Genomic DNA, 25,681 nt, shown 5'->3' with positions numbered 1-25,681 from the left:
GGATACTTATCTCTTTATTTTTCTATCCAAAAAAACATCAATACTAAGCTAGAAATCTTATGCTAAAAATCGCCTACTCTGACGTCTTTCGCTATTCCGTGCCAGAAAAACACCGCTTCCCCATGCAAAAGTACATTATGATTCCTGAGCGCTTACTGGCAGAAGGGACTATTAGCCAAGATAACTTCTTTGCCCCTTCTCGCTTAAGCGAAGATGAGATTTTGACCACGCATACCGCAGAGTACTGGTATCAGCTTAAAACTCAAACACTGCCGCGCAAGGCTGCTCGTGCGATCGGATTTGAGATGACGCCGCAGTTGGTAGAGCGCGGTCGTTATATTGCCCATGCAACGTATGAGTGCGCGCTATATGCTCAGCAATATGGCGTGGCGATGAACGTTGCAGGCGGTACACATCACTCTTTTGCTGGTCACGGAGAAGGCTTTTGCGTATTCAATGATGTCTGTATCGCTAGCAATTTACTACTAAATCGTGGACAGGCAAAGAAAATTTTAGTTATCGATTTGGACGTTCATCAAGGCAATGGTAACGCCAGTATCATGGCAAATGAGCCACGCGTTTTTGTCTTTAGCATGCATGGTGCAAAGAACTATCCATTTCGTAAGCAAGTATCAGACTTAGATATTGAGCTAGACAACGATACTGGCGATGCTGAGTATTTACAGATATTAGAAGATACACTGCCACGCTTAATCACTGAGGTTGCACCAGATATGATTTTTTATCAGTCTGCTGTCGACGTGCTCGCTACCGATAAGCTCGGCAAACTTGGTTTGACACAAGCAGGGTGCAAGTCGCGTGATGAATATGTTCTGCAGCAAGCAAAAGCCGCTAATATCCCTGTCGCTATCGTGATGGGTGGCGGCTACTCAGAAGATATCGAAGATGTGGTCGAAGCGCATTGTAATACCTTTCGTTTGGCACAGCAGATATTTTTTAAAGAATTGGCCTAATAAAATATCGCTGAAAAGGCTTATACACTTTAGCTATAACAATGCGGTAATACCTTGCCAGCCAACGCGTATTCCAAGCACGATTAAAATCAATAAAATAAGCTGACGAAAACGCGCTTGCGGTAAATAACGACGCAAACGGATTCCAACCAAAAGAGTCACTATAGACAGCACACTCAAAAAAGTAATCAGCTGCCACTCACCACTGCTCAGTGCCATGATAGGCTCACGCAACACAATAATTTGGGCAATCTTTCCTAAGAAATAGCACATGTTACCGACTTTGGCGATGGTGTTTTTATCGTCACTGGCAGACAACAAATACATCATCAGGATGGTCGACATCGCATTGGTCGAGCCGCCGATGACACCTGCACCAAAGCCAACGGCAATTAACATAGGCTTGGTATTTGGTAGACGGATTTGTTTGCCGAGTAAACTACTCACAACGTAGAAGGCAATGACCGCGGCCAACAATAAGAGGATATAAGCGCTATCGATCCATAGCAATAGTTTCGCACCTAAAATGCTACCTAATAGGCTAGTAAGCGCAAGCAACCAATAGCGTCTGCCGTAGTAGATAAAGTTTTGCCAAATGGTGCGTTCACCGCCTACTAGCCAGGTCATCACATTAACGACTAGCGAGGGGAAAATCACTAACACAATGGCGTGTTGCAATGGGTACATACTAGCAAGCGCAGTGGTCGTCACTAATGTTGCGCCAAGTCCGCTAATACCATGCAGCAGTGAGGCAAGCGCAAAAATGATCGTCAGCACTAGCATCTGATTGCTATCGTTACCAGCTATATTCATCATATCGGTCACACCATTTTAGGCTCAGCGTCTGTATTTACACACTATCTACATGCTAGCTATCAGATTTAGCGCCTGTAGTTCTAACTATCTTTACGTTGACCGATTACTTGACCGATGATGCTAGCTAGTTGCTCAGCAATTTTATCTTTACTGGTCTTCTCAAGCGTTACCGTGTCACGCTCATAGCGCTCAGAGAAAAACACCTGCATCGCATTGTCATCACTGGCAAAACCGATATCTGCACGTGAGACATCATTGCAAGCAATCATATCCAAATCTTTTGCGACCAACTTACCACGGGCATAACGCTCAACATCTTGTGTCTCTGCGGCAAAACCAACGACAAATAGCTCTGGATGCGCAAGAGAAATCGTCGCTAGAATATCAGGGTTTTTAACCAGACTGAGCGTCATGGCGTCTTGTGTCTTTTTAATTTTTTGCGGTGCAGCTTCTTCCGTACGATAATCTGCCACGGCTGCGGTCGCAATAAAGATATCTGCTTTTACAAATTGGTTGTCATCATAAGACTGTAGCGAGTCATTATTGTCATTATGGTTGTGATCATGGTCGCTTACATCATCATCACCGCAACCACAGTCGCCATGATGATGCTCGTGAGAATGGTTATGAGAGTGATCGTGCTCATGAGAATGGTCATGCTCATCTTCAAAGACTAGTTGAAACTCGCTATGCGTACCTTCCACACATTGCTGCGCGGCTATCAGCATATCTTCGGCAGACAGCACATCGATTCGTGTGACATTAAGCGGCGTGGGCAATGCCACTTTACCACCAGCAATTAAGACAACGTCTGCGCCAGCAGCTACACAGGCGCGTGCCAATGCAAAGCCCATTTTTCCTGAAGAGTGATTAGACAAATAACGCACAGGGTCGATCGCCTCTACTGTTGGACCTGCGGTAATGACTACTCTTTTGCCTGCCAGCAATTGCGGCGTCGTGTTCATTGCTATGAACAGCAACACCTCATCCAATAACTGCTCAGGCTCAGGCAATCGCCCTGCTCCGACATCACCGCACGCTTGCTCACCGCTAGCTGGTTGGATAATTTGATAATTCATATCGCGCAATGTTTGTACGTTTAGGTTGACTGCTGGATGCGCCCACATCTGCTGATTCATGGCAGGAGCAATAATGACGGGCGCAGTAGTGGCCAGACACACTGTGGTCAATAGATCATCAGCCATACCCATGGCCAGACGCGCAAGCGTATTGGCTGAAGCAGGTGCAATCACGATTAAGTCGGCCCACTTAGCCAGCTCAATATGCCCCATACCTGCCTCTGCTTGCTCATCGAGCAATGAGACATGCACTTCGTTACCCGTCAATGCTTGTAGCGTCAGCGGTGTGATAAATGCTTGTGCGCCTGTCGTCATGATAACGCGCACATCAAAGCCTGCCTTGACTAACAAGCGGGCAAATATAGCAGATTTATAAGCGGCGATACCGCCAGTAATAGCAAGCACAATATTGGACATAAGCGTGGCATCAACAAAAAAGTGAAAAGATAAAATTGCGCTTATAGTAACAATTATGAGATAAATTGGGTAAGATTTTCCGTATCTATCTCAGATAACGAGTATCCCCCCATTTTCAAGGAGTGACAATGGCGATCAAAGACTGGCATGAGGATGACAGGCCACGCGAAAAACTTTTAAAATTTGGTGCAGCTCATTTGTCTGACGCCGAGATACTGGCCATATTTTTGCGCACCGGTACTCAGTCCCAATCAGCGATTGAATTAGCGCGGCATTTGATTGATCAGTTTGGTAGCTTAGCCGAACTATTAGCCGCCCCTCAACAGACGGTTCTTGCCTGTCATGGTATTGGCCCTGCGAAATACGCCCAAATATTAGCCTCACTTGAGATGGGTACGCGCTATCTGGACAGCCAACTCAAAACTGGGCAAGCACTCGGCCGTTCACAAGCGGTCAAAGACTATATTAGTACTCAGTTGCGCGGTGAGCACCGTGAAGTATTTGCAGTGCTCTGTCTAGACAATGCCCTCAACCTTTTAGACTTTGAGATATTATTTACTGGTGGTATCTCATCATGCTCGGTATGCATCAAGCACGTACTGCGGCATGCACTAAGCCATGCTGCTAGCCAACTTATCATCGCCCACAATCATCCTCATACCGATGCCAAGCCATCGACCGCTGATAACTTACTGACCTATGAGCTAAAAAAAGCCTGTGACTTGTTAGATATCTCGCTTGTCGATCACATCATCGTCGGACGTAACGACACTTTGTCTTATGCCGAGAGTTGCCTTACCCCTTTCAACTAGCTATTTGCCTAGTTTCCGACAATAGCTAGCTACGTGTTCCAACTAGACATATGATTAACCTATAAACAATGATGTTTGATACATATCATCGACAGAGCGTAGCATTTTGGCTCTTGATAGTTATCGACAACTGTTTCATATTAGTAGCCATTCTTGTCATTTATTTGTCAATTACTTACTAGACCGTTAATACTAGTACTTAAGAGACGTAAAACCGAGCATTTATGGATTAACAAATCATTCGATTTACTTGTAAGACAGTAAGTGGCAAGACAAAAAATAATTATAGTTAGCTCTTTCATTTATGTACTTTTCGCATTTCTTATTCAGCGTTTCAAAGGAGATAGTCATGGCAATTGGCTTGTTTATTTTGGCAGTCATCATTCAGTTAGCCGTGGTCTTGGCCATCTTCTTGTTGTCCTTATCACGGGTCACCGGTAGCATCGTCGCCCTGATTACGGTTATCGTCACCGCAATTATCAGCCCATGGTCGCTCATTTTGGGTATACCAATGGCACTACTGTGTTTGGTCTTACTCGTTGCACCGCTTCGCCAATCGTTAATCACTAAGCCTGTATATAAAGCGCTAGGCGGTGCGATGCCGAGTATGAGTGATACAGAGCGTGAAGCGCTTGACGCGGGTACTAGCTGGTGGGAAAAAGAGCTGTTTATGGGTGCGCCAAACTGGGATACCTTTGCCAATTATCCTTATCCGCAGCTCTCAGAAGAAGAACAAAGTTTCATTGATAATGAAGTAGAGACCTTATGTGCCATGCTTGATGAATGGCAAATTCAGCATAAAGATAAAGACCTATCACCTGAGGCATGGCAATTTATTAAAAGTAATGGTTTCTTAGGTTTAATCATTCCAAAAGAATTTGGCGGCTTAGAATTTAGCTCTTATGCGCAAAGCCGTGTAATGAGTAAAATCGCTTCGCGCTCGCCGACTGCCGCTGTGACCTGTATGGTTCCCAACTCGCTCGGCCCTGGTGAGCTATTGATGCACTATGGTACAGACGAGCAAAAGCAGCGCTGGTTGCCAGGTCTTGCGAAAGGTGATGAAGTGCCTTGCTTTGGTTTAACTGGGCCCGAAGCGGGCTCTGATGCAGGTGCGATTCCTGATACAGGCGTCGTCTGTTATGGCACGCATGAGGGCGAGCAAGTGCTTGGCCTACGCATGAACTTCTCTAAGCGTTGGATTACCCTAGCACCTGTCGCCACTGTGGTTGGTTTAGCATTTAAAATGCATGATCCAGAAGGTCTGCTTGGTGATCCGGACAAAACCGATTATGGTATCACCTGTGCACTTATCCCTGCCAATCATGAAGGGGTGGTCACGGGTCCACGTCACAACCCAATCGGTTCACCATTTATGAATGGTACGGTCGATGGTAAAGACGTCTTTATCCCATTAGATTACATCATCGGCGGTGTTGAGAACGCTGGTCGCGGCTGGCGTATGCTGATGGAATGCTTGGGCGTTGGTCGAGGTATTTCTCTACCAGCTCTATCGACATCAGCCAGTGAAATGACCTATCTGTCTGTCGGTGCGTTCGCAAAAGTTCGCGAACAGTTCAAGATATCAGTAGGTAAATTTGAAGGTGTACAAGACGCTACTAGCCGTATGGCGAGTAACACTTATATGTTAGAAGCCTTCCGTCATTTGGTCACTTGCGGATTAAACCAAGGTGGCACGCCCTCAGTCATGACTGCCATGGCAAAATACTATGCAACTGAAACCATGCGTAGTGTCGTCAACGACGGTATGGATGTGGTCGGTGGTCGTGCTGTGCAAATGGGTCCGCGTAATTTCTTAGCGACACCTTATCAGGCGATTCCTGTCTCTATCACGGTAGAAGGCGCCAACATTTTGACCCGCTCACTCATGATCTTTGGTCAAGGTGCAATGCGTTGTCATCCTTATTTATTCGACGAGCTTCAGTTACTACAAAGCGAAGACAAAGCGGCTGCCACTGAAAAATTTGATACCCTTTTCTTCAAGCATTTGGGTTATACGTTTAACCGTGGTGCAAAAGCCTTTGTCGCAGGTTACATCGGTGGTAGCGATAAGGCGCCGAATTTCGCAGATGCTTTTACCCGTCCTTATTACAAACACATTAATCGTTTAAGTGCGAGCTTTGCCCTAACTGCTGATATGGCATTAGGACTACTAGCAGGGGATTTAAAGCGTAAAGAGATGCTCTCTGGTCGTTTAGCAGATATCCATAGTCATCTATTTATTGCGACTGCTATTTTGCAGTTCTATGAACATGGTAGTAAGTCAGAGTCTGAGCAATTGCATGCCGAAGTTGCGCTACAAAACAGTTTGTATACGATTCAAGAAGCCTTTGTATCATTCTTTGCTAATTTCCCTAATCGTATGGCAGCCAATGTGGTTAGCTTTGTGACTTTCCCAAGTGGACGTATCTTTACCCCAGCAAGCGATGAGCTAAAACGCCAATTGGGTGATACTTTCATGGATGATTTTGCAGCCAACCCATTCCGCGATTATCTGAAAACCATGGTTTATTACAATACCGATGCAGACGATGTAACTGGTCGTATGGAACATGCTTATCAGACCTTAGTCGAAATCGAACCGTTGTGGCAGAAGTTCAAAAAGGCAGAGCATCAAGACAGCTTTGAAGGTCTAACCTTTGAAGACCATGTGGTACACGCCAGTCAAAATGGCGGCATTACCGAAGAAGAGGCCGAAGTACTGATTCAATATAACGCCATGCGTTTTGATTCATTATTGACCGATACGTTTGACGAGCATCTATCAGAAGCGCTAGAACGTGACAATCCGCATGCGCTTGAAAATGCAGTTCACCAACTGACTGATTATGCACAGCTCAAAAGACAAGCTCAGAGTAAAAACGGTATCGCTGTGGATACCAATGCAGCTGCCGTTGATGAGCTAGCCACTAACGAACCAACTATTAACGATCTAGACAGTCCTGCAAACACAGACAATCATACTGGCGATGCCAATCCTAATCATGGTTATGAAAGTGATGGCGATGTAGAGTTAGTGGGTGAGCAAGATACTATCAAAGAAGTAAATTCGCAGACAGATTTTGAAGAGTCAGAGCCTGAGATAGAGGCACTCGATCATCGCCATCGTGATGCTGAGTCACATCTTAACGAGCGTATGGGTAATAATCACAATCGTCATATTTCACCACCTGGCGAGATAAATTCTGAAGTAAGTGATAATGATATCAAACCTTTAGAACGCCAATCACCTTTGTCACGCGAAGAAGACGATAAAGTTTAGAAGTCTATGCTGTTTTTAATATTGATATTAGAAACTAAGTATTATTAGAGTTATAGTAAGAGTTTCATTTTTTATTAGCCAGACTATTTATAAACGATAGTCTGGCTTTTTTAGGTCTATGGGAAATTTTAAGCTTAATTAATCATATGAGTCTTACTTCTTTCTTTCCATTTTGTTGATTCGAAACCAATGGTTCAATATCAATAGTTTGACATATTTGCTTACCCTAAAAACTCTTTCATGAATATTTTGTTTCATATGGGAAACAAACCGTTTAGAATAAATATTGACTATATTATGGGCACATAGTTGTAACGAGGCATGTACATTTAGAATAAAATCAGAAAAAAATCTTGCAGTGCCCTTAGCTATTCTTTTATATTGTCCACGAAAATGTGACATCAAGCGACAATCACGGGAACTTAATAGTCATAACAAGCTTTGTAGTAAGGCTGATAAGTACAATCATGTTGGCTAATGAACACTTACTATAAAGCTGTTATGCACACAAAGGATATGAATTATGTGGAAGAATTTGGGACTGACGGGCAAGATCATTGTTGCCATGGTGCTCGGTATTGGACTGGGCCTATTTCTAAACTACTCAGGATTGAACGGCGAAGGTGGCTTTGTTAACACTTACATCACCAATGGCTTCCTTGCCATTGTTGGTAAACTATTTGTCAACTCGCTAAAAATGTTGGTCGTACCTTTGGTGCTTATCTCACTGATTTGCGGTGTATGCGGTATTGGTGATATTCGCCTACTTGGACGTATTGGTACCAAAACGTTCATTATTTATATGATAACCACTGCACTCGCTATTGCGACTGCGATTGGTCTTGGCTCGCTATTCGGTATCGGTAAAGGCATGAATATCGGAACGGAAGCCGAGTTTGAAGCTGCGTCAGCGCCGCCTCTACTTGATGTGTTCTCTAACATTATCCCATCGAACCCCATCAGCGCGATGGCAAATGGCGATATGTTATCGATCATCTTCTTTGCTATTTTGATCGGTGTCAGTATCTTGATGGTAGGCAAACCTGCTAAAGGCTTAGTGCAAAGCCTAGAACTGATCAACGAAGTTATCTTAAAGATGGTCACGATCATCATGAACCTTGCACCATATGGTGTATTTGCGCTATTGACCAAAGCAATGGCAGAGCTAGGTTTAGACTTGATTTGGTCACTACTTGGCTATGTCGCGGTATTGGTTGGTTCATTGGCCTTCCACTTCTTTGTAACCATGATGATTGTACTTAAAGTATCTTCAGGCCTGTCTATCAAGACGTTCTTGGCAAAAATGCGTGAAGTACAGATCTTTGCTTTTAGTACCTCAAGCTCGAACGCGACGATTCCTATTACCTTGCGTACGGTTACCAAACGTATGGGTGTAAACAACTCAGTTGCGTCGTTCACTGTTCCTTTTGGTGCTACCATCAATATGGATGGTACGGCCATTATGCAGGGTACTGCGACCATCTTTATTGCCAACATTTACGGCATTGATTTGGGCGTAACCGAATACTTAACCGTCATCTTGATGTCAGTACTGGCGTCTGTTGGTACGGCTGGTGTACCTGGTGTTGGTCTAATCATGCTGTCTATGGTATTTGCTCAAGTGGGTCTACCAATCGAAGGCATCGGCCTAATCTTGGGTGTGGATCGTATCCTTGATATGCTACGTACTGCTGTAAACGTCGGTGGTGATGCTGCTGTTACTACTATCGTGGCAAAATCAGAAGGCAAAATGGATCTGGCTATTTACAACGATCCTAACGCTGGTGCAAAAGATGTATTTGATGGTCATATCGATGAAGACAATGAGCGTGAGTTCTCTGAAGTCTTTAGTGATGGCATCATGGGTAGTGAATACGATGATGTCGATCGTCGCCGCTAACCCACTCCTGCTAGCTAGAAGTGCATAAAATAAAAAACCTCAGTCGAATTGGCTGAGGTTTTTTTATGATTAATAACCAGTAAATAATATTGGTTAATACGGTTCTATCAATGGCTAATTAGCCAAACACGTACTTGGTCAACATTGCCAGACAGACCAATACAATTACTGGACGAATCAATTTACTACCGCCTTTAACCACCATATGCGAGCCAAAATAGGCACCGATGGTTTGTCCAACCATCATCGCTAGCCCCACTTTCCATAGTACGTTGCCACCCAAAATAAAGAAAATTAACGAGCCAATATTGGTCGATAAATTCAATACTTTTGCCGCGCCTGTTGCTTCGATAATTTGACGACCACGTAATGCCACATTGCCAAGCGCAAAAAACATACCTGTACCTGGACCAATATAACCATCATAAAAACCAATCAACGGTGCCACGACTTTTTGCCATTTGCCCTCTGAGATGCGCGGTGCAGCCTCTACCTCACCCAACCTAGGGGCAAATAATGTATAGATACCGATAGCAGCAATCAAAAATGGAATAACCTTTTCAAGCAAGTCAGGTGGTGACATCTGTACAGCGATGGTGCCAATAACAGAACCAATAAAAGCGGCGATGATAGCTACTTTGATACGTTGCGGTTTGACGACTCCTTTTCTAATCATAGTAATAGACGCCGCCAGTGCGCCTGATGCCGCTTGCAGTTTATTGGTACCAAGCGTCAATACTGGTGGGATATTGGCCAGTAGCATGGCTGGGATAGTCAATAATCCACCACCGCCAGCAATAGCATCAATGAATCCTGCCAATGCGGCCACCGCAGTAAGCATTAAAATAATCTCTAACGAGAAAGTTAAGTCCATGACACTGACCTGCAAAATATGATAAGAAGAGAAAAGGAGTTCTGAGATAAGGCTAAAATATCGTTATCGATAAGCTGACAGCTTACCAGTGCTAGCAAAAGAAATAATGACACATCGCACAGCGCTGCTCATTATAAAGATAAAACCGTAAAAAAAGCCAAAAACGTAACAAAGTCTGCTAAATTTGTCTAATAACATTCCGAATATACTCAACCGAATAGCGACTTATTAAAAAGATGTAACGACTTACAACTATTGTGCTTGTTAAATCCTCTTTATAATATTGCTATTGTGAATATAAAAAAGTAGACCGTTGGCACTGGCTCAACGTATTTTGTTGTCTATATTGATAAGAGTATGAGAAACTGTTTCTGTCTATTTGCTACCTCAAAATTATAGGTAGCGCAGACATTGATGGATATTTGAGGTTATTTAGTAAATTGTATTTAGCGAATGAGGATGATATGGCAATACGAAGGATTAAGGCATTTTTTGAATTTGAGGCAGCAGGCGGTATCGTCTTAGCATTGGCTGCCATTGCTGCAATGATCATTGCCAACTCCCCTCTTAATGTTTGGTATGAAGGTTTTATTCATGCACCAGTCGCCATTCAGATTGGTGAGTTTGAGATTGCCAAAGACGCTCATCACTGGATTAACGATGGTCTGATGGCGGTTTTCTTTTTCTTGGTTGGGTTAGAGCTTAAGCGTGAAGTACTCATCGGTGAGCTGTCCAACGTCAAGCAGATAATACTGCCAGCAGGGGCTGCACTTGGCGGTATGATCATGCCAGCGATTGTCTATCTGCTCTTTAACTACAATGAGCCTGAGTTTTGGAAAGGTTGGGCCATTCCTGCTGCGACAGATATTGCCTTTGCACTTGGTATTTTGAGTCTCTTAGGTAATCGTGTACCTAACTCTTTAAAGGTCTTTTTGGTCTCTATTGCTATCTTTGATGACATTGGTGCGATTCTGATTATCGCTTTGTTTTATACCAGTGAGCTGTCGTTAGAATCATTGGCAGTAGCTGGTCTATGTTTGCCGTTCTTATATGTTCTTAATCGCCGTAACGTCACCAATATCACGCCATATCTACTCATTGGTCTGATCATGTGGATTGCCGTACTCAAGTCTGGTATCCATGCAACATTGGCAGGTGTGGTATTAGCACTGTTTATCCCGATGTTCGACCGCACTGATCCTGAGCACTCTCCGCTTGAAGAGCTAGAGCATGATCTGCACAATACCGTCGCCTTTGGTATTTTGCCAATCTTTGCTTTTGCCAACTCGGGTATCTCGCTCGAAGGCGCAGGTTTTGCTGAGTTATTCCACTCAGTGCCGCTAGGTATTGCCGCTGGTTTGTTTATCGGTAAGCAATTAGGCGTCATGATTATGTGCTGGTTAATCTTTAAACTTGGTATCTCAACCATGCCAAAAGGTATGGACTATAAGCAAATCTACGGCGCCGCCCTATTGTGCGGTGTTGGTTTCACCATGAGTTTATTTATCGGTGGTTTGGCGTTCGCTGGCGACACCACTATGTTTGATGAGCGTTTAGGTATTATCATGGGTTCAATCGTCTCTGGTATTGCTGGTTACATCATGCTGAAAATGAGCTTAAAAGACAATGCTAGCGGTACATCGGTCGACTTGACTCGCCCGCATTGATGAAACGTAGAGTAGCTTATAGTGGTACTGTTTAATACTGATGCCACTTATAAGCTGCTCTATTTTATTTATATGTGCGTTATCAAGATATTTATAAGTGACTTAGCAATCAATGACAAGACTATATAACGTGATTGATTGCTAGCATCATTTATTTGTGTTCATAGTTATTATCGTTATCATAGTTATTACAGCTATCGGAGCTAACCATGTACCGACCTATACACCGCGTTGTACGTCAACTGGCATTAGGGTTATCTGTTTTCGGTAGTGTCTATCTGCTAGCAGGCTGTGCAACACTCTCCAAGCAAGAATGTCTCGTCGGTGACTGGCAAACTATCGGCTATAACGATGGCGTGGCAGGTTACCATTCAGATCGCTTAGCATCTCATACAAAAGCCTGTGCCAAAGCCAGTGTCGCACCTGACTACCAAGCATGGGAGCGAGGTCGTAAACTTGGCCTGCAACAATATTGCACCATCAATAATGCCTATAACATCGGTAGACGTGGTCGTCAATTGAACAACGTTTGCCCGATCACTATGGCCAACACATTGCAAGTGGCTAATCAAAAAGGGCTAGATTATTACACCTTAGACAGTCAATTAGACAAAGATAATCGCCTCTTAGATACTTACCAATCAGAATTCGATAAGCTAGAAAACGGTGAAATGCTAGATTTTGCTAATGAAAAAGAAGCCCGTGCACGGCTGCTATCTCTAACTGATGAGATTCGTGATACTAAACGCCGTATCCGAACAACACAGCAGCAATTAGATTCATTGAACCAATCCAGTAATTTTTACGAATGATTGTGATGCGAAGCTATCGCAATGCAAGTTTTACGTTCTAAGGCATGTCCTCACTCTGAAAATGGTACTTGATAACTATGGATAAGAAAATCATCAATACGGCAAGTACTTCAACTGACAAACCTGACTTTCAATCATCGAAGGCTCAATCATCGAACACTTATCAGCGTCATGGACGTACCACTGCTATTAATGACCATAGTGATTTGCAAGTTTTAAAACGCATTAAACGTTATCTGTTGCCAAAAGACTTTACGATCTCGCCTGCTCTACTTGATGAAATCGTGGCAGGTTACGATATTGGCGATCCACTCGCAGACGCGTTAGCCGCTCAGAACATAAAATTCGCAAAGCCTTTACAGCATACTATTCTTGGCAATAGTCTAAACAATAACCCTGCAAACAATTATCTTGTAAACAAGGACCTTGTAAACAATCCATCATTTAGCGCGCTCACTGAGCAATTTAGCAACCATCCTGACTGGTTCGACCCAAAACTTGCTCAAATAGGCGCGGTTGCCTATCGGCGCTACCCATTGATGCTCATTTGGCTACTGCGTAATGTTGCTCTGATGGCTGGCTATAGCATCCCTGCCTTATCGCTGCCGCTCATTCAGACAGGTGCACTGATGCACGATGCGCTACCGCGATTGATGCGTACTTATGCTTATATCTTGGCCGTGTCTGAACACCCTTCATCTAATATGAGCACACGCAATCAAAATAAACCTATCGAGCAAGTGTTAGCCATTGGCTCTGAGGGCTGGCGACAATCGATCCAAGTACGTCAGATACATACTTTGGTACGGCAAAACTTACTCAAAGGGAAAGGCAATGCGGCTACAGGCGTGATACCAAATGCCGAGCAACATCATAACCTTGACGGCAGTTGGAATACTGACTATTGGGGCATCCCTATCAATCAAACCGATATGATTGCCACCCATTTACAGTTCTCCTTACTGATTATGCGCGGTCTACGACTACTGGGCGCACGTATTAGTACAGAAGAAGCCGAAGGTATCTTGCATCTATGGAATCTTGCCAGTTATTGGATGGGGGTTGATTTAGATCGTTTACCAAAAGATGAGGCCGCGTGTTGGGAATGGCTCTATACCTATCTATCGATACAGCAGCTAGACTTTAAGATGGGTCAGCCATTGGCAAAAGCATTGCATGATTTACCGCGTCAGCTGATGGGTGAAGATAATCGCCGTGGACGTTTTGTCGAAATGGTCAACGCAAGTGTCACCCGTACTTTGGTCGGTGATGATATAGGCGATGGGCTGGACTTACCAAAATCGAAGATACGCTTTGGTGTGTTATCTTCAGTACCGATTCTTTTTGCACTTGATACTGCGCGGCAGCATAATGCGTCCGTAGCCCATAAGCTAGAAGCATTCCGTGCCAAGCGCCAAGACAATATGAACTGGTGGCTGAAAAAGAACGATGATTATTATAAGTAGATGACCATAGTCATTCCACTATAAAAGCATTACTGCGTTAACCTCGTTTGAAGTATTACATCTACATTCGGTTGCCTTGTACTACTTTTAAATTGCATCGACTATATTATTAGTAGATGACATTTATCAGCGTTTGTTTTCTACGCGGTAATACCATTCGAGCTGTCGATCAAACCCTGTTTCTAATAGGTTAGCAATTACCCGTCCTGTTAGCCCCCATACTGTCTCACCATCGACCTGCCAGCTAGGTGTTAGTATGGTAGCCATTTGCTCTTGCATTTTATACTCAATTTCATACTCTACCGTTGGTTGAGTGACTAACGACTCTAAATCTGCCCAAAAGATACGTGATATCTCTCCCGCTTCAGGTACGAGTACTAGACCAGGGGCGATAAGTGCCACGATTGGGCGTACGCTCATACCACTTTTTGAAGTTTGGATAGGCAGCTGACCAAGCAACTGGACTTTATTGGGCGGTAGCGCTGTTTCTTCACAGGCTTCACGCAATGCGGTAACGACATTGTTACCATCGCCTCGATCATGTTTACCACCCACACAAGACACTTCACCCGCATGACTGTTCATATGGGCGGCACGGCGTGTTAATAATAATTTAGGCCTGCGCTCATGAGTAATCGCAACCAATATTGATGCATCAGCAATGGGTGTCTGATATAAGCTGTCTAAAATACGCGTACTTTGTGAGGTGTTGCCACTCTCGTACATTGCTGGACTCGTCAGCGCGTTCAATGTCTCGTGCTGCACTCGCTCGGCCAGTTTTCTGAGTGTAGGATGACGAATAAAACTTGGGACAGCGACGCTAAACTTGTTAAAGAAATCAATATTTTCGGGTATGGTCATTATCAAATCCTATGAGTGGTCATCTTCATATTATTCATGAAAATACCTGTGCCAGCATACCAGTATAACCTGTTGCTAGTATGGCAGCTTTTCTTATTAGTCCGATTATTGCTTTAGTAGATGCATCTCATATTGATGTTGTTTTAGGCAAAATGCGACTCATTAACGTATCGGCTGATTGCTATACATATATCGGGTTACTATGATAAATATAAAATTGCTTGTCGCTTATGTATAGGCTTTGTTATGTAGACTAAGCCTCTATTAAGGTGAGTTTTTCAACTAAATGACTGTTTTTTGCTGTGTATTTACACCTTTTTAAATTACTCAATACCTTATCCCGTCTACTTTAGACGGTAATAGATTTATTGAATGAGACTTTCTCAATATCCTTTTTGCTTGATATTCGTTCATGGTAATAAGTCTCATAACCGCATTTTTAAATTACCAAACATTAACCGAGTAATATTTCAAAAAATGCATCTGAGTATTATGATAGTCGTTAGTAAGGCTATGAGGCAGACATTCTAAAATAGCATTATAAAAATATCGATGCCAGCGTCATAGGTTTGCTGTAATAAAAATAGATGACACCTCAAAAGAACAAAGGATACAGATTATGACAGACCAAATCGACAACATGATGCCACCTGCTGAATACATTAATGATAATTATAAAGGCTCAGGAAAATTGGCTGATAAGCGCGTTTTAATCACTGGCGGAGACAGCGGTATCGGCCGCGCAGTGGCTTTTCATATGGCACGTGAAGGTGCCAAGGTTGCCATCCTTTATCACTCTGATGAAGAAAGCGCGAATGAGACACGTGAAGGTATTGAAGCAGAAGGCGCAGACGCGTTGGTATTGCAGGGTGATACGGCAGATAGCAGTAGTTGCAAAGAGGCAGTAGAAGCCGTCGTGGCTAAATGGGGCGGCATCGATGTGCTAGTCAACAATGCTGGTATGCAAAAGCCATATCATGATTTGTCTGAGGTCAGTGATGAAGACTGGCAACAGCATTTCGATGTCAATATGGCAGGGATGTTTTATGCAACCCGCGCCGCCCTTGAGCATATGAAAGAAGGCGATAGCATCATTAATACGACATCTGTTAATGCGTATGTCGGCAACGATGTATTGGTGCCGTACACCGCAACCAAAGGTGCTATCGTTGGCTATACCCGCGCGCTATCGCAACAACTACTTAGTCGCGGTATTCGCGTCAATCAAGTAGCACCAGGTCCTGTGGTGAGTGAGATTCAACTGGTATTCAAAGACTTTGATAAAGATATTTTAGAATCAATGTCCTCACCAATGGGACGTATGGGTCAGCCACGTGAGATGGGTGCTGCCTATGTATTTCTTGCTTGCCAAGATAGTAGCTTCGTGACCGGGCAGACCTTACACATAAACGGAGGTATGATTACCAATGGCTGATATCATGGATTCTCCTGACTCTCCTGATCTGCTATCTGTCTGCTGGGCAGATAGCAGTACTCATCGCCGCTGGTTGCTTGCTGAAGGGCAACGTTTGCTCGAACATTATGCCAAAGCACGCGTGCCATCAGGGTTTGCTACTCTCGGTCACGATGGCAACATGGTAGATGACACCGCAAAGAGCATCATCACTGCAAGGATGGTGCATTGCTATGCGCTAGCGGCGCTAATGGGTATACCGGGTGCAGCAACACTTGCTGACCATGGCCTAGATGCGTTGCTCGATGGCCCATCACGCGACTCGGTACATGGCGGTTGGTTCAGTGATGCTTCTTCAACTCATAAAAATCCATCACGCAAAAACGCCTATTTGCATGCATTTGTCGCGCTTGCTGGCGCGTCTGCTAGCATTGCTGGTCGCCCGCGCGGTTCAGAGCTCATGCAAGCTGCAATAACCATTATCGATCAGCATTTCTGGCTAGAAGATGAGCAATCGATGCTGCCCTCTTTTGCGGCTGACTGGTCTGATCCTGAAGATTATCGCGGCGCCAATTGCAACATGCATACGACCGAAGCTTGCTTAGCACTGGCAGATGCCTCGGGTGAGACGCGTTGGCTAGACCGTGCGCTACACTTAGCCAAGCGTTTCGGCCATGATATTCCTAGTAATTACGATGGTCGCCTACCTGAACATTTTGATAGTGAGTGGAATCTGTTACCCGACTATGATGCGAATGAACCTTCTGATGACCTGCGACCTTGGGGACTCACACCTGGTCATTTTGCAGAATGGGCAGGACTGCTGATCAAGGTCGAGTCTGCTTGTATCGCGCATGGTTATGACGTACCTGATTGGCTGCTACCTGATGCTACCGTATTATTTGATAGTGCTATCGATCACGGCTGGGCACCTGACGGTCAGCCCGGCATGGTCTATACCATTGGCTGGGATGATGAGATTTCAATACCAAACCGTCCTTACTGGGTACAGGCTGAGATGGCTAATACCGCACTGATGCTATCGCGCCGTACGGATGATCCACGCTTTGAACATTACTACCGCTTAGCATGGGATTATATCGCCAGTACTTTGATTGATCTTGAGCATGGCGGTTGGCGTCATGAGGTAGATGCAGATGGCAACTTAAGTACGGTCGTGTATCCGACGCGCGAGGATCTTTATCATGACTTTCAAGCCACTGTAACGCCATTGATTCCTATCTCTGCGTCGGTAGCTGGTGGACTACGCACACAGTTGCTCGAAACAAAAACTTAATTCCTATGACCTAATTTTTATGACCTAATTCCTAAGTAGGATCTACTCGATAAGATAAGAACGCTTTGATGGCGATTGAAATACGCTGTCAGAGCGTTTTCACTGTAATCATAAAAATTAAATAAAATAGCTTTTCTCGTGAAAAATTAAAGGATATGCTTAAAAGCATTTTCCACTATCATTGCTGTATACAAAAGCAAACATCAGAACGGCAAAAAAACTTTTAAGATAAGTGGACACACAATATTTATTAATAAAGGTAGTTGGTATGAGCTATTGTCTCCAATGCGGTCATGAAGCAGAACGAAAAATCCCACCTACGGACAATATGCCGCGTTTGGTATGCCCTAATTGCCACTATATCCACTACGAAAACCCAAAAGTTATCTGTGGCTCGCTGGTGGTACATGAAGACAGAGTGCTACTCTGCCGCCGAGCGATTGAGCCACAATATGGGCTATGGACGATACCTGCAGGTTTTATGGAAAACGGCGAGACCATGGCTGAAGGCGCAGCACGCGAGAGCTACGAAGAAGCTGATGCCATCGTACTGAATCCGCATCTATACTGCATTTATGACTTGCCAGATATTGGGCAGATCTACTCTATCTATCTGGCCGATCTAAAAGATGGCGCGTATGGTATTGGCTCAGAAAGTCTCGACTGTGCACTGTTTAGCGAAGAAGATATCCCATGGGATACACTGGCGTTTGAAGCCATTCGCCGTACTCTAAAAAGCTACTTTGCTGATCGTAAGCAGTATAACGAATTGTCAGAATTTCCGATTCATCAAGACAAAATTGGCAAAGATTTGAGTATCAAGCGATATTAGTCAATTACCTAACCGCAAAAAGCCAAGCATGATGCTTGGCTTTTTTGTTTTTAACTTTTAATCAAGAACAAACCTAATTGTCTTAGCTCTTTATTCTACATACTTCAAAGCCTAGGACTTTTACTGCCTCCTCTTTGTCGTAAGGCGCTAATACGGCACGTACATGCTTTTGTCCTTGCAGATATTGCTTGGCAACGCGCTGCAAATCAGCAACCGTCACGGCCAATATTGACGCACGCATTTTACGCTGCCAGTCAACACCGCGATGATGCAGGTTTGCAAAGCAGGCTTTGATTGCTTCGCCTGCAGGAGAGCCTGGCTTATCCATGCCTGAGATAATACCTAAAATAGCTTCTTCTAATTGCTCATCAGTTTGTGGCTCGTTTAAGATCCACTCGATACTGGCGTCAAAGTGAGCAAAGGTCTCAGCGCATTGCGGATCACGATAGCTAAAGAACTTAAAGGCACAAGCGTTGGCATCGTAACCTGCGCCGCCGCCATAGGCACCGCCGCGCTCACGAATCGCACTGTGCAAGTAGCCATTACGTAAGTAAGGCGCTAATACCATGAGTGCAGCGGTATCAGGATGATCAGCAGCAGGCACGGTATAAGCACTGGCATTATGATAGACGTTGGTTGGTACTAGCCATGCTAAATCTGCAACATCTAGCACTTTGTTTTTGACATCGTCGCCACTCTCTAACGTCTTACCCGCATCAGTCGCACCATTTAACGCAGTATCTAATTGCAGATTGGCAAACTCACTTGGGACATTTGCTTCCGCGTTCGTTAAGTTACTAGCAGACTTTGCTACTTGACTGTCTTTCCAGCTATCAACGATTAAGTTACTCAAGCGTTCGGTTTGCTCTGCTTCACAGATAATAACGGCATGCTTAGGCAAGCTGATCAGACGTTGATGTAAATCCATCAAACTCGTAGCCAATTGATCCCACTGGGTATCATCTGTACTAGCATGTGCCAAGAAATCTTTAAGTGCGTTCAATGCTGGTAAACCACTGCGTACATATTCCAACTGCGCTTGGCGACTCATACCACGACTGGCCGTTTGCATCGCATAAGAATGCCCTGAGCCCGCTAGGTTTGACTGCCAACCCGCTTGACGCTGCTGCAAAATTTCTTTGATACGGTCATGCTCAGAAAAGATACTGTGTTCCATGACTTCTTTGAGCAAATCAATCGCTTCAGGCTTACGATTTAGCGCACGCGTTGCCACCACAAAATAACTGCTAATCGCTTGGCTATCATCGACGTTGGTACGTTGGCTGATACGAGCGGTCACACCAGAAGAATGTGCTGCTTGCTTGGCTTGCATTTCATGAGCGCTAAGCGAGTCAGTACCTAGCTCAGACAGTAGGCTCAAATAAATAGGCAACAATGGATGATTGATTACATCATTGACTGGTAGCTCATCTGCGCTCGTATTACCTATTGCTTCAGTGAGCGGGACAATTACTTGATAATAGTAAATGCCATTGGTGCCCGCTTCATACTCAAATAGCGTGCTATCTTGCCCGCTCAGACGCACCTGCTTTTGGGTGCCTTCTTTAAAGCTAATGTCCGTTGGTACGTCTTCTAGACCTACCTTTGGCAATAAGCTCAAATCATCTGGCGCAGCTTGACGTGCAGCCAAATCTAAGGCTTGTTGCTTTAAAATAGCCTTGTCATCAGCAGTCAAATCCATCGCGATAGTATCCAAACGAGTCTGCTCAGCTGCTGCCAAACGAGCTGTTTTTTCGCTATCAGGGGTCATCGTCACGCGTACGCGATGCTGATTGTCCAATAGATGTGTTTTAATCAAGTTCGGTAGCCACTGTGGATCGACGACTTGCTCGCGTAGCCACTGTAGATGCTCGTCTACTTCCCAAACGTCGATAGGATTGCCATCATGAATCGCTGTACTAAAGCCCTCTAGCATAAGGTTTAGACCATAAGGAATGCTATCGCCGCCGATGTGACGCTGATCAATCTCAATCTGATGCAGAATGGTTTCGATCGTCTCGTCATCAACTGGTGAATTGGCCACTTCCGTCAGCAAGTCAATGATGCCCTGCTCTACCGCTTCAGCATGTTCAGGGTTAGAGCCGCGCAGACCCGTATAAAAGACCATCTCATAATGACTGTCATCAAGTCCCAATAGAGGACTTGGGGCTTTACCCAGTGGATGGCTGTCAAGATAAGCACGCAATGGCGAACCTGCATGCTCAATCAATACGCCCTCTAATAGACGTAATGCTAAGCGCTGCTTAGGATCGGTAATCGATGGCAATAACCAAGCAACCACATGATGCGTCTGATCTGGGCCCGCTTCGTCAGCAGTATAAGTATCAACCGCACTGATTGGTGCAGACAAACGTTGCTCTGGACGTGATACATGCTTCTTGCCCGCTTCAAACTGAATCAAGGCATCTTCATGAATTTTGACTTGCGTCTCAGCAACAGGGATATTACCAAAACTCATGATCACACTATTTGATGGATGATAATGGCTCTGGTGAAACTCGGTCAGCTCAGTGTGCGTCAAGTCAGGAATATCAGCAGGATCGCCGCCTGAATTATAATGATAGGTCGTCGTTGGGAACAGATGATGAGCAACGGTATGATATAACTGATCAATCTCGCCACTCATCGCGCCTTTCATTTCATTAAAAACGATACCCTTAAACTGTGGTTTATCATTTTCGTCAAGCTCCACGCGAATGCCTTCTTGGGCAAAATCGAGCGGATGAATATTTGGGAAAAACGACGCGTCTAGATAGACAGCGAGCAAGTTAAAATAGTCGTTTTTGTTTTGCGTCGCATATGGATAGGCAGTCCAATCAGCTGCGGTCATCGCATTCATAAACGTGTTTAATGAGCGCTTAATCATTGAAAAGAACGGATCACGGACAGGGAATTTATTCGAACCACATAATGCCACGTGCTCTAAGACATGCGCCTCGCCTTTTGAATCCATCGGCTGGGTGCGAAAACCGACCAAAAACGCATTTTCATCACTTGGGTGTGCCAGATGATAATGCATCGCTCCTGTTTTTACATGCTGACTGATCAGCACATCCATCGATAGCGCCTCAATATGGCGATGCTCAATCAGCTCAAATGCTGGATGCAAGGTTAAATCAGCAGTAAATGGCGTGTCCGTCATAGTTATCCTTATCGCTTATCATGCGTATAGTGCCCTGACTGTCAGGGAAAATAGAGTAATAAATTGGCTAAAAAAGAGTTGGCTTAGCGCTATTAGTGGGGCTGCGACATGGATAAGTCAAGGCAACAGCCATGCAATAATCCAGCACATAATCTACGCGGCTATCAACTTTAGCTATCAGAGCCTTATAGTTACAAATTCATCAATATCCACAATTTTATTATGGATTTATTACTTAACAAAGACGGCCTGCACTGCTATAGTTAATTCAGTTTAAAAGAATTACAAGGCAACTGAGTGCAGATGTATACGTGATACCTCAAGCGAGGTTAACACCGTAACTCTTTTATAAAGGATTGACTATACTGTAAAGTTAACGACTAACTAGGAGTACTTTATGAGCTACCAACACGTTTTACTGGTCACTGACTTGCTGTCTGATGCGGACAAAGTGGCGCTAAAAGCCAAGCGTATCCTCGCAGGCTCTCCTGAAGCCAGACTGTCCGTCTTGCATATAGTCAAAGATGACATGGTGCGCTTCGGTTATGAGCTCGTGCCTGCCTCTAGCCTATCAGGTGATGTCGATAGTGAGAAGTGGCAAGAAGCACGGACTAAATTAGCGCAATTTTTGGCACGTAACGAGCTAGAAGCGATCAACTCTGAGGTCACCGCTGCCATCTCTAATAGCAAAGGTATCATTAATTACTGCCGTGAAAAAGAGGTCGACTTACTTATCATTGGACGTCATGAGCGTCATGGTATCGCTGCTTGGTTGGTTGGAGCCACTGCCGATAGTATCTTGCCAAATGTTCCTTGCGACAGCTTAGTGGTTAAGCTTGATCAGCCTGTCTTGGAATAATTGGCATCGCTCTCATCCGCTGCTAAAGACGACAAGCTTTACTTAACAGCGCCCTAGAGTAGTGCTATAGTAAATACTATCTGACATGAGGAAGACGCTATGAGTTACGAACATATTTTACTGGTCACCGACTTACTCTCTGATGCAGATATAGTCGCCCAAAAAGCCAAGCGCATCGTCGAAAACCGCCCAGGCTCTAAGCTATCTGTTTTACATATTGTCAAAGACACCATGGTTGGCTTCGGCTATGAGCTGGTGCCCGCCTCTAGCCTATACGATGAGATTGATGATGAACGCTGCCAAGAAGCGCGTGTAAAGCTGGCACAATTCCTTGAACGCAATCAGCTAAATGCAGCAACGTCAGAAGTCACAACTGCCATCTCTAGCAGTGAAGGTATCGTCAGCTATTGTCATAAACATGATGTCGATCTGTTGGTCATCGGTCGTCATAAGCGTACTGGTATCGCTGCATGGATCAGTGGCGCAACTGCGGATAATATCTTGCCCAATGTACCTTGCGACAGTTTTGTCGTGAGACTGGACAAACCTGTTTCCGCATAACAATATGCTTTGATTATCTTATATTATTAAAGAATCTCTAAAAAAAAGCGCAGCGTAACTTTTAACGCTGCGCTTTTTTATGGCTAATAGATTTTAAGTTCATCCAGTCTTATCGTTTAACCTTGTTGAATAATATCTATAAAGGTTTGCCAAATCGGGCTTTGGTGACGAGCCTTATGCCAGACCAGCCACCATGTCCTTGATAGATCAATCCCCGCCACGTTCACTTGTACCAACTCCCCTGTTGCCAATTCCGTCTCAATCACATGCTGCGATAGACAACCAAGACCAATATCTGCACTTACCATGTGCTTGATGGCCTCTGATTGATGTATCGCCTTTACCACTTCTGCATTAGGTAGATACTTAAGCAATTGCTCATCGATAATTTGCCGTGTGCCCGACCCTGCCTCACGTACCAGTAGCGGCAACTGCGCTAGCTGATTAATACTCAGCTGATAGTAGTCTTCGTCTTCGCTATAGGTAGCTATACCCTTTAGCCACTTGCTATCATGCTTGGCAAATATCACTAGCGTATCGGTACGCCATTCACGCTGCTCAATAACTTTCATATCTACCGGACGCGGCATCCCTTCTACCAGCGCGATATCGATATTTAGTTGCTCAACCTCGCTCACTACCTCTTGCGTATTGGCAATATACATATCGACATTGGCATCGGGCAGCGCCTCATATAGCTTACCAAGCAATGACGGCAGCACGTAGTTGCCGATAGTGGTACTAGCACCGATATGAATCTGCCCTGCTTGATACTGATGATAATGCTCAAGCGTGAGCGACTGACCCAAGATAGCCTGTGCCTGTATATAAATAGGATGAGCATTGGGGTGTTGATTAAGCCTGCGACCGACGCGCTCAAATAGCGGCATCTGTAGTCTAGACTCTAACTCTGTCAGTGCGCTGCTAACTGCTGATTGTGATAAATGCAGCTCCTCACTGGCGCGACTGGTGCTACCTGTCTGATAAATACTGACAAAAACAGCGAGCTGCTTAAGCGTAATCTTTGGCACTGTCTGCACAGATTTTTTCATGATATTGATGTTGCCCTATGTCAGTTTTTGCGCTGTTTTATCCGTGATTTTTGTCTTTTTTGATGCTCATGCGCGGTATATCGACTCCTATCATAGACTATAACCTAAAAAATCGATAGTTTGTATCTTATTAATCTGTTTTTATTATAAATACAGCGGGCATATACTGTCTATTCATAAGCTTATGCTTATCTTAATATAAGTAATAGGATGCCGCGTCATGCACACATTCGTCCAATCAGTCAGCAACTCCGTTCATAACTACACTCCTAATCACCGTCACTTGGCGGGATTGGTAGTTGTTCTGATTGGTAGTTTGTTTTGCTTATGGTTGGATAGTAGTTTGGATATCTGGTCAAACGGACGTATCGTTGGCTTATCCTCTTTAACGCTAGCGATATTGCTGGGCATGATATTAGGCAATACCATCTATCCTAAATTCGCTGAACGTTTGAACGGCGGTGTTTGCTTTGCAAAGGGCCAAATCCTACGCCTTGCGATTATGTTTTATGGGTTTAAACTGACCATGACACAAGTTGCGAGCGTCGGTATGCCAGCGATTATGACTGATGCGCTGGTACTGTCATCAACCTTTTTACTAACCTATTGGCTAGGTACTAGATGGTTAAAAGTTGATAAAGAAACGGTTATCTTGATTGGCTCAGGCGCGAGTATTTGCGGTGCTGCTGCCGTTATTGCTGCAGAGCCTGTGGTCAACGCGCAGGCCCATAAAGTCACTATCGCCGTGGCAACCGTGGTGGTGTTTGGCACTATCGCGATGTTGCTATATCCTTTTTTATATCATCTTGGTTGGTTACAACCTTGGCTTAGCGCCCAGCAGTACGGCATGTACACTGGCTCAACCGTTCATGAAGTGGCGCAAGTCGTAGTCGCAGGTAATGCAATCAATACTGAGATTGGAGATACCGCAGTCGTGACCAAGATGATACGCGTTATGATGCTCGCGCCTTTCTTACTCGTGTTATCGTTTGCGCTAACCAAAGATCGCACCGTAAATAATGCTGCTATAGAAGATAAGAGCAATAAAAACGAGACAGCGTCATTTATGACTCGTGTCAAACAAGTCAAAGTGCCATGGTTTGCGTTTATTTTTATCGGCATTGTGTTGATACATACGTGGGTGCCAATGTCTGAGAGTGTCGTACGCAGTATGGTGATGCTAGATGATGTATTACTGACGATGGCTATGTTTGCATTAGGTCTGACCACTCATCTAAGCGCGATCAAGCAAGCTGGCGTTAGACCGCTTATCTTGGGTGCCATTATGTTTGGTTGGTTGATACTGGGCGGCGGTCTGATTAATATCGGCATTAGCTTTATATAATAAGCTAAATGTCCATTCTTAACTGCTGATGTCATTGCACAATATAAAAGGCCTCTAGTTATAAATAGCTAGAGGCCTTTTTGCATCGGTCGCGGTCTAATATGATTAGTTAAAATCTTTCGAATAAGACTTCTACTCGCTTCAGTACTCATATCTTAAATACCAAAACATAGACGAAAAAAAACGAACCCGAAGGTTCG

General features: G+C 44.4%; 19 protein-coding genes. 13 read left to right on the top strand and 6 right to left on the bottom strand.

Going from position 1 to position 25,681, the window contains the following annotated elements; all coding sequences use genetic code 11:
* Nucleotides 1-59: 59 nt before the first annotated feature.
* Nucleotides 60-974, top strand: a complete 915-nt coding sequence (locus ABFV72_RS06225; RefSeq protein WP_347162855.1) for a histone deacetylase family protein — start codon at nucleotides 60-62, stop codon at nucleotides 972-974.
* Between the two features lie 33 nt (nucleotides 975-1,007).
* Here ABFV72_RS06225 and ABFV72_RS06220 read toward each other — a convergent pair whose 3' ends face one another.
* Nucleotides 1,008-1,790, bottom strand: a complete 783-nt coding sequence (locus ABFV72_RS06220) for a sulfite exporter TauE/SafE family protein (protein WP_347162854.1) — start codon at nucleotides 1,788-1,790, stop codon at nucleotides 1,008-1,010.
* Nucleotides 1,791-1,870: 80 nt separating this feature from the next.
* The gene (coaBC, locus tag ABFV72_RS06215) at nucleotides 1,871-3,286 is read right to left on the bottom strand and encodes a bifunctional phosphopantothenoylcysteine decarboxylase/phosphopantothenate--cysteine ligase CoaBC (RefSeq protein WP_347162853.1); all 1,416 of its coding nucleotides are present in this window, start codon (nucleotides 3,284-3,286) and stop codon (nucleotides 1,871-1,873) included.
* A 128-nt stretch (nucleotides 3,287-3,414) separates the two neighbouring features.
* Between coaBC and radC the strand changes: the two genes are divergently transcribed.
* The 3 genes from radC to ABFV72_RS06200 all read left to right on the top strand — a co-directional run bounded on the left by radC (nucleotide 3,415) and on the right by ABFV72_RS06200 (nucleotide 9,278).
* A complete protein-coding gene (gene radC, locus ABFV72_RS06210; RefSeq protein WP_347162852.1) occupies nucleotides 3,415-4,098 on the top strand; it encodes a RadC family protein in 684 nt (227 codons plus the stop codon).
* 349 nt (nucleotides 4,099-4,447) lie between these two features.
* Nucleotides 4,448-7,378, top strand: coding sequence for an acyl-CoA dehydrogenase (locus tag ABFV72_RS06205; protein ID WP_347162851.1), 2,931 nt, complete (start codon nucleotides 4,448-4,450; stop codon nucleotides 7,376-7,378).
* A gap of 523 nt (nucleotides 7,379-7,901) precedes the next feature.
* Complete coding sequence (locus ABFV72_RS06200) at nucleotides 7,902-9,278, top strand: dicarboxylate/amino acid:cation symporter (RefSeq protein ID WP_057761609.1); 1,377 nt, start codon at nucleotides 7,902-7,904, stop codon at nucleotides 9,276-9,278.
* Nucleotides 9,279-9,396: 118 nt separating this feature from the next.
* Here the strand turns inward: ABFV72_RS06200 and ABFV72_RS06195 are convergent, their stop codons facing one another.
* Complete coding sequence (locus ABFV72_RS06195) at nucleotides 9,397-10,152, bottom strand: TSUP family transporter (protein ID WP_057761611.1); 756 nt, start codon at nucleotides 10,150-10,152, stop codon at nucleotides 9,397-9,399.
* 464 nt (nucleotides 10,153-10,616) lie between these two features.
* Between ABFV72_RS06195 and nhaA the strand changes: the two genes are divergently transcribed.
* From nhaA to ABFV72_RS06180, 3 genes are all read left to right on the top strand, one after another.
* Nucleotides 10,617-11,819 carry a Na+/H+ antiporter NhaA gene (gene nhaA, locus ABFV72_RS06190; protein ID WP_347162850.1) on the top strand — a complete coding sequence of 401 codons (1,203 nt, stop codon included), beginning with the start codon at nucleotides 10,617-10,619 and terminating at the stop codon, nucleotides 11,817-11,819.
* Between the two features lie 209 nt (nucleotides 11,820-12,028).
* A complete protein-coding gene (locus ABFV72_RS06185) occupies nucleotides 12,029-12,631 on the top strand; it encodes a DUF2799 domain-containing protein (RefSeq protein WP_347162849.1) in 603 nt (200 codons plus the stop codon).
* 77 nt (nucleotides 12,632-12,708) lie between these two features.
* Nucleotides 12,709-14,097 carry an oxygenase MpaB family protein gene (locus ABFV72_RS06180; RefSeq protein ID WP_347162848.1) on the top strand — a complete coding sequence of 463 codons (1,389 nt, stop codon included), beginning with the start codon at nucleotides 12,709-12,711 and terminating at the stop codon, nucleotides 14,095-14,097.
* Between the two features lie 126 nt (nucleotides 14,098-14,223).
* Here ABFV72_RS06180 and ABFV72_RS06175 read toward each other — a convergent pair whose 3' ends face one another.
* Nucleotides 14,224-14,958: an NUDIX hydrolase gene (locus tag ABFV72_RS06175; protein WP_057761619.1), complete on the bottom strand. Its 735-nt coding sequence runs from the start codon at nucleotides 14,956-14,958 to the stop codon at nucleotides 14,224-14,226.
* Between the two features lie 619 nt (nucleotides 14,959-15,577).
* On the opposite strand from ABFV72_RS06175, the gene ABFV72_RS06170 reads away from it, so the two are divergent.
* The 3 genes from ABFV72_RS06170 (at nucleotide 15,578) to ABFV72_RS06160 (ending at nucleotide 18,501) form a co-directional block, all read left to right on the top strand.
* Nucleotides 15,578-16,393, top strand: a complete 816-nt coding sequence (locus ABFV72_RS06170) for an SDR family oxidoreductase (protein ID WP_347162847.1) — start codon at nucleotides 15,578-15,580, stop codon at nucleotides 16,391-16,393.
* A gap of 4 nt (nucleotides 16,394-16,397) precedes the next feature.
* Entirely contained in the window at nucleotides 16,398-17,669 is a 1,272-nt protein-coding gene (locus tag ABFV72_RS06165) for an AGE family epimerase/isomerase (protein ID WP_347162846.1), read from the top strand.
* Nucleotides 17,670-17,937: 268 nt separating this feature from the next.
* Nucleotides 17,938-18,501 (top strand): NUDIX hydrolase, encoded by a 564-nt coding sequence (locus ABFV72_RS06160; protein ID WP_057761624.1) that lies wholly within the window; start codon nucleotides 17,938-17,940, stop codon nucleotides 18,499-18,501.
* A gap of 82 nt (nucleotides 18,502-18,583) precedes the next feature.
* Here ABFV72_RS06160 and ABFV72_RS06155 read toward each other — a convergent pair whose 3' ends face one another.
* Entirely contained in the window at nucleotides 18,584-21,664 is a 3,081-nt protein-coding gene (locus ABFV72_RS06155; protein WP_347162845.1) for an insulinase family protein, read from the bottom strand.
* Between the two features lie 397 nt (nucleotides 21,665-22,061).
* On the opposite strand from ABFV72_RS06155, the gene ABFV72_RS06150 reads away from it, so the two are divergent.
* Both ABFV72_RS06150 and ABFV72_RS06145 read left to right on the top strand, forming a co-directional pair.
* Nucleotides 22,062-22,523 (top strand): universal stress protein, encoded by a 462-nt coding sequence (locus tag ABFV72_RS06150; RefSeq protein WP_347162844.1) that lies wholly within the window; start codon nucleotides 22,062-22,064, stop codon nucleotides 22,521-22,523.
* A gap of 99 nt (nucleotides 22,524-22,622) precedes the next feature.
* Nucleotides 22,623-23,084 carry a universal stress protein gene (locus ABFV72_RS06145; RefSeq protein WP_347162843.1) on the top strand — a complete coding sequence of 154 codons (462 nt, stop codon included), beginning with the start codon at nucleotides 22,623-22,625 and terminating at the stop codon, nucleotides 23,082-23,084.
* 116 nt (nucleotides 23,085-23,200) lie between these two features.
* On the opposite strand, the gene ABFV72_RS06140 is transcribed toward ABFV72_RS06145, so the two are convergent.
* The gene (locus ABFV72_RS06140; protein WP_347162842.1) at nucleotides 23,201-24,136 is read right to left on the bottom strand and encodes a LysR substrate-binding domain-containing protein; all 936 of its coding nucleotides are present in this window, start codon (nucleotides 24,134-24,136) and stop codon (nucleotides 23,201-23,203) included.
* A 220-nt stretch (nucleotides 24,137-24,356) separates the two neighbouring features.
* Here ABFV72_RS06140 and ABFV72_RS06135 point away from each other — a divergent pair, with 220 nt between their 5' ends.
* Nucleotides 24,357-25,481: a YeiH family protein gene (locus ABFV72_RS06135; RefSeq protein ID WP_347162841.1), complete on the top strand. Its 1,125-nt coding sequence runs from the start codon at nucleotides 24,357-24,359 to the stop codon at nucleotides 25,479-25,481.
* Nucleotides 25,482-25,681 lie beyond the last annotated feature (200 nt).

This window comes from Psychrobacter proteolyticus (genome assembly GCF_039762275.1).
In the GTDB taxonomy this organism is placed as follows: domain Bacteria; phylum Pseudomonadota; class Gammaproteobacteria; order Pseudomonadales; family Moraxellaceae; genus Psychrobacter; species Psychrobacter proteolyticus_C.
The sequence above is the reverse complement of the archived record's forward strand: the minus strand, read 5'-3'. Positions and strand labels throughout refer to the sequence as shown.

Coding starts and splice junctions, on each gene's coding strand:
- ABFV72_RS06225 (WP_347162855.1), top strand. CDS start 60: ATGCTAAAAATCGCCTACTCTGACGTCTTTCGCTATTCCGTGCCAGAA.
- ABFV72_RS06220 (WP_347162854.1), bottom strand. CDS start 1,790: ATGATGAATATAGCTGGTAACGATAGCAATCAGATGCTAGTGCTGACG.
- coaBC (WP_347162853.1), bottom strand. CDS start 3,286: ATGTCCAATATTGTGCTTGCTATTACTGGCGGTATCGCCGCTTATAAA.
- radC (WP_347162852.1), top strand. CDS start 3,415: ATGGCGATCAAAGACTGGCATGAGGATGACAGGCCACGCGAAAAACTT.
- ABFV72_RS06205 (WP_347162851.1), top strand. CDS start 4,448: ATGGCAATTGGCTTGTTTATTTTGGCAGTCATCATTCAGTTAGCCGTG.
- ABFV72_RS06200 (WP_057761609.1), top strand. CDS start 7,902: ATGTGGAAGAATTTGGGACTGACGGGCAAGATCATTGTTGCCATGGTG.
- ABFV72_RS06195 (WP_057761611.1), bottom strand. CDS start 10,152: ATGGACTTAACTTTCTCGTTAGAGATTATTTTAATGCTTACTGCGGTG.
- nhaA (WP_347162850.1), top strand. CDS start 10,617: ATGGCAATACGAAGGATTAAGGCATTTTTTGAATTTGAGGCAGCAGGC.
- ABFV72_RS06185 (WP_347162849.1), top strand. CDS start 12,029: ATGTACCGACCTATACACCGCGTTGTACGTCAACTGGCATTAGGGTTA.
- ABFV72_RS06180 (WP_347162848.1), top strand. CDS start 12,709: ATGGATAAGAAAATCATCAATACGGCAAGTACTTCAACTGACAAACCT.
- ABFV72_RS06175 (WP_057761619.1), bottom strand. CDS start 14,958: ATGACCATACCCGAAAATATTGATTTCTTTAACAAGTTTAGCGTCGCT.
- ABFV72_RS06170 (WP_347162847.1), top strand. CDS start 15,578: ATGACAGACCAAATCGACAACATGATGCCACCTGCTGAATACATTAAT.
- ABFV72_RS06165 (WP_347162846.1), top strand. CDS start 16,398: ATGGATTCTCCTGACTCTCCTGATCTGCTATCTGTCTGCTGGGCAGAT.
- ABFV72_RS06160 (WP_057761624.1), top strand. CDS start 17,938: ATGAGCTATTGTCTCCAATGCGGTCATGAAGCAGAACGAAAAATCCCA.
- ABFV72_RS06155 (WP_347162845.1), bottom strand. CDS start 21,664: ATGACGGACACGCCATTTACTGCTGATTTAACCTTGCATCCAGCATTT.
- ABFV72_RS06150 (WP_347162844.1), top strand. CDS start 22,062: ATGAGCTACCAACACGTTTTACTGGTCACTGACTTGCTGTCTGATGCG.
- ABFV72_RS06145 (WP_347162843.1), top strand. CDS start 22,623: ATGAGTTACGAACATATTTTACTGGTCACCGACTTACTCTCTGATGCA.
- ABFV72_RS06140 (WP_347162842.1), bottom strand. CDS start 24,136: ATGAAAAAATCTGTGCAGACAGTGCCAAAGATTACGCTTAAGCAGCTC.
- ABFV72_RS06135 (WP_347162841.1), top strand. CDS start 24,357: ATGCACACATTCGTCCAATCAGTCAGCAACTCCGTTCATAACTACACT.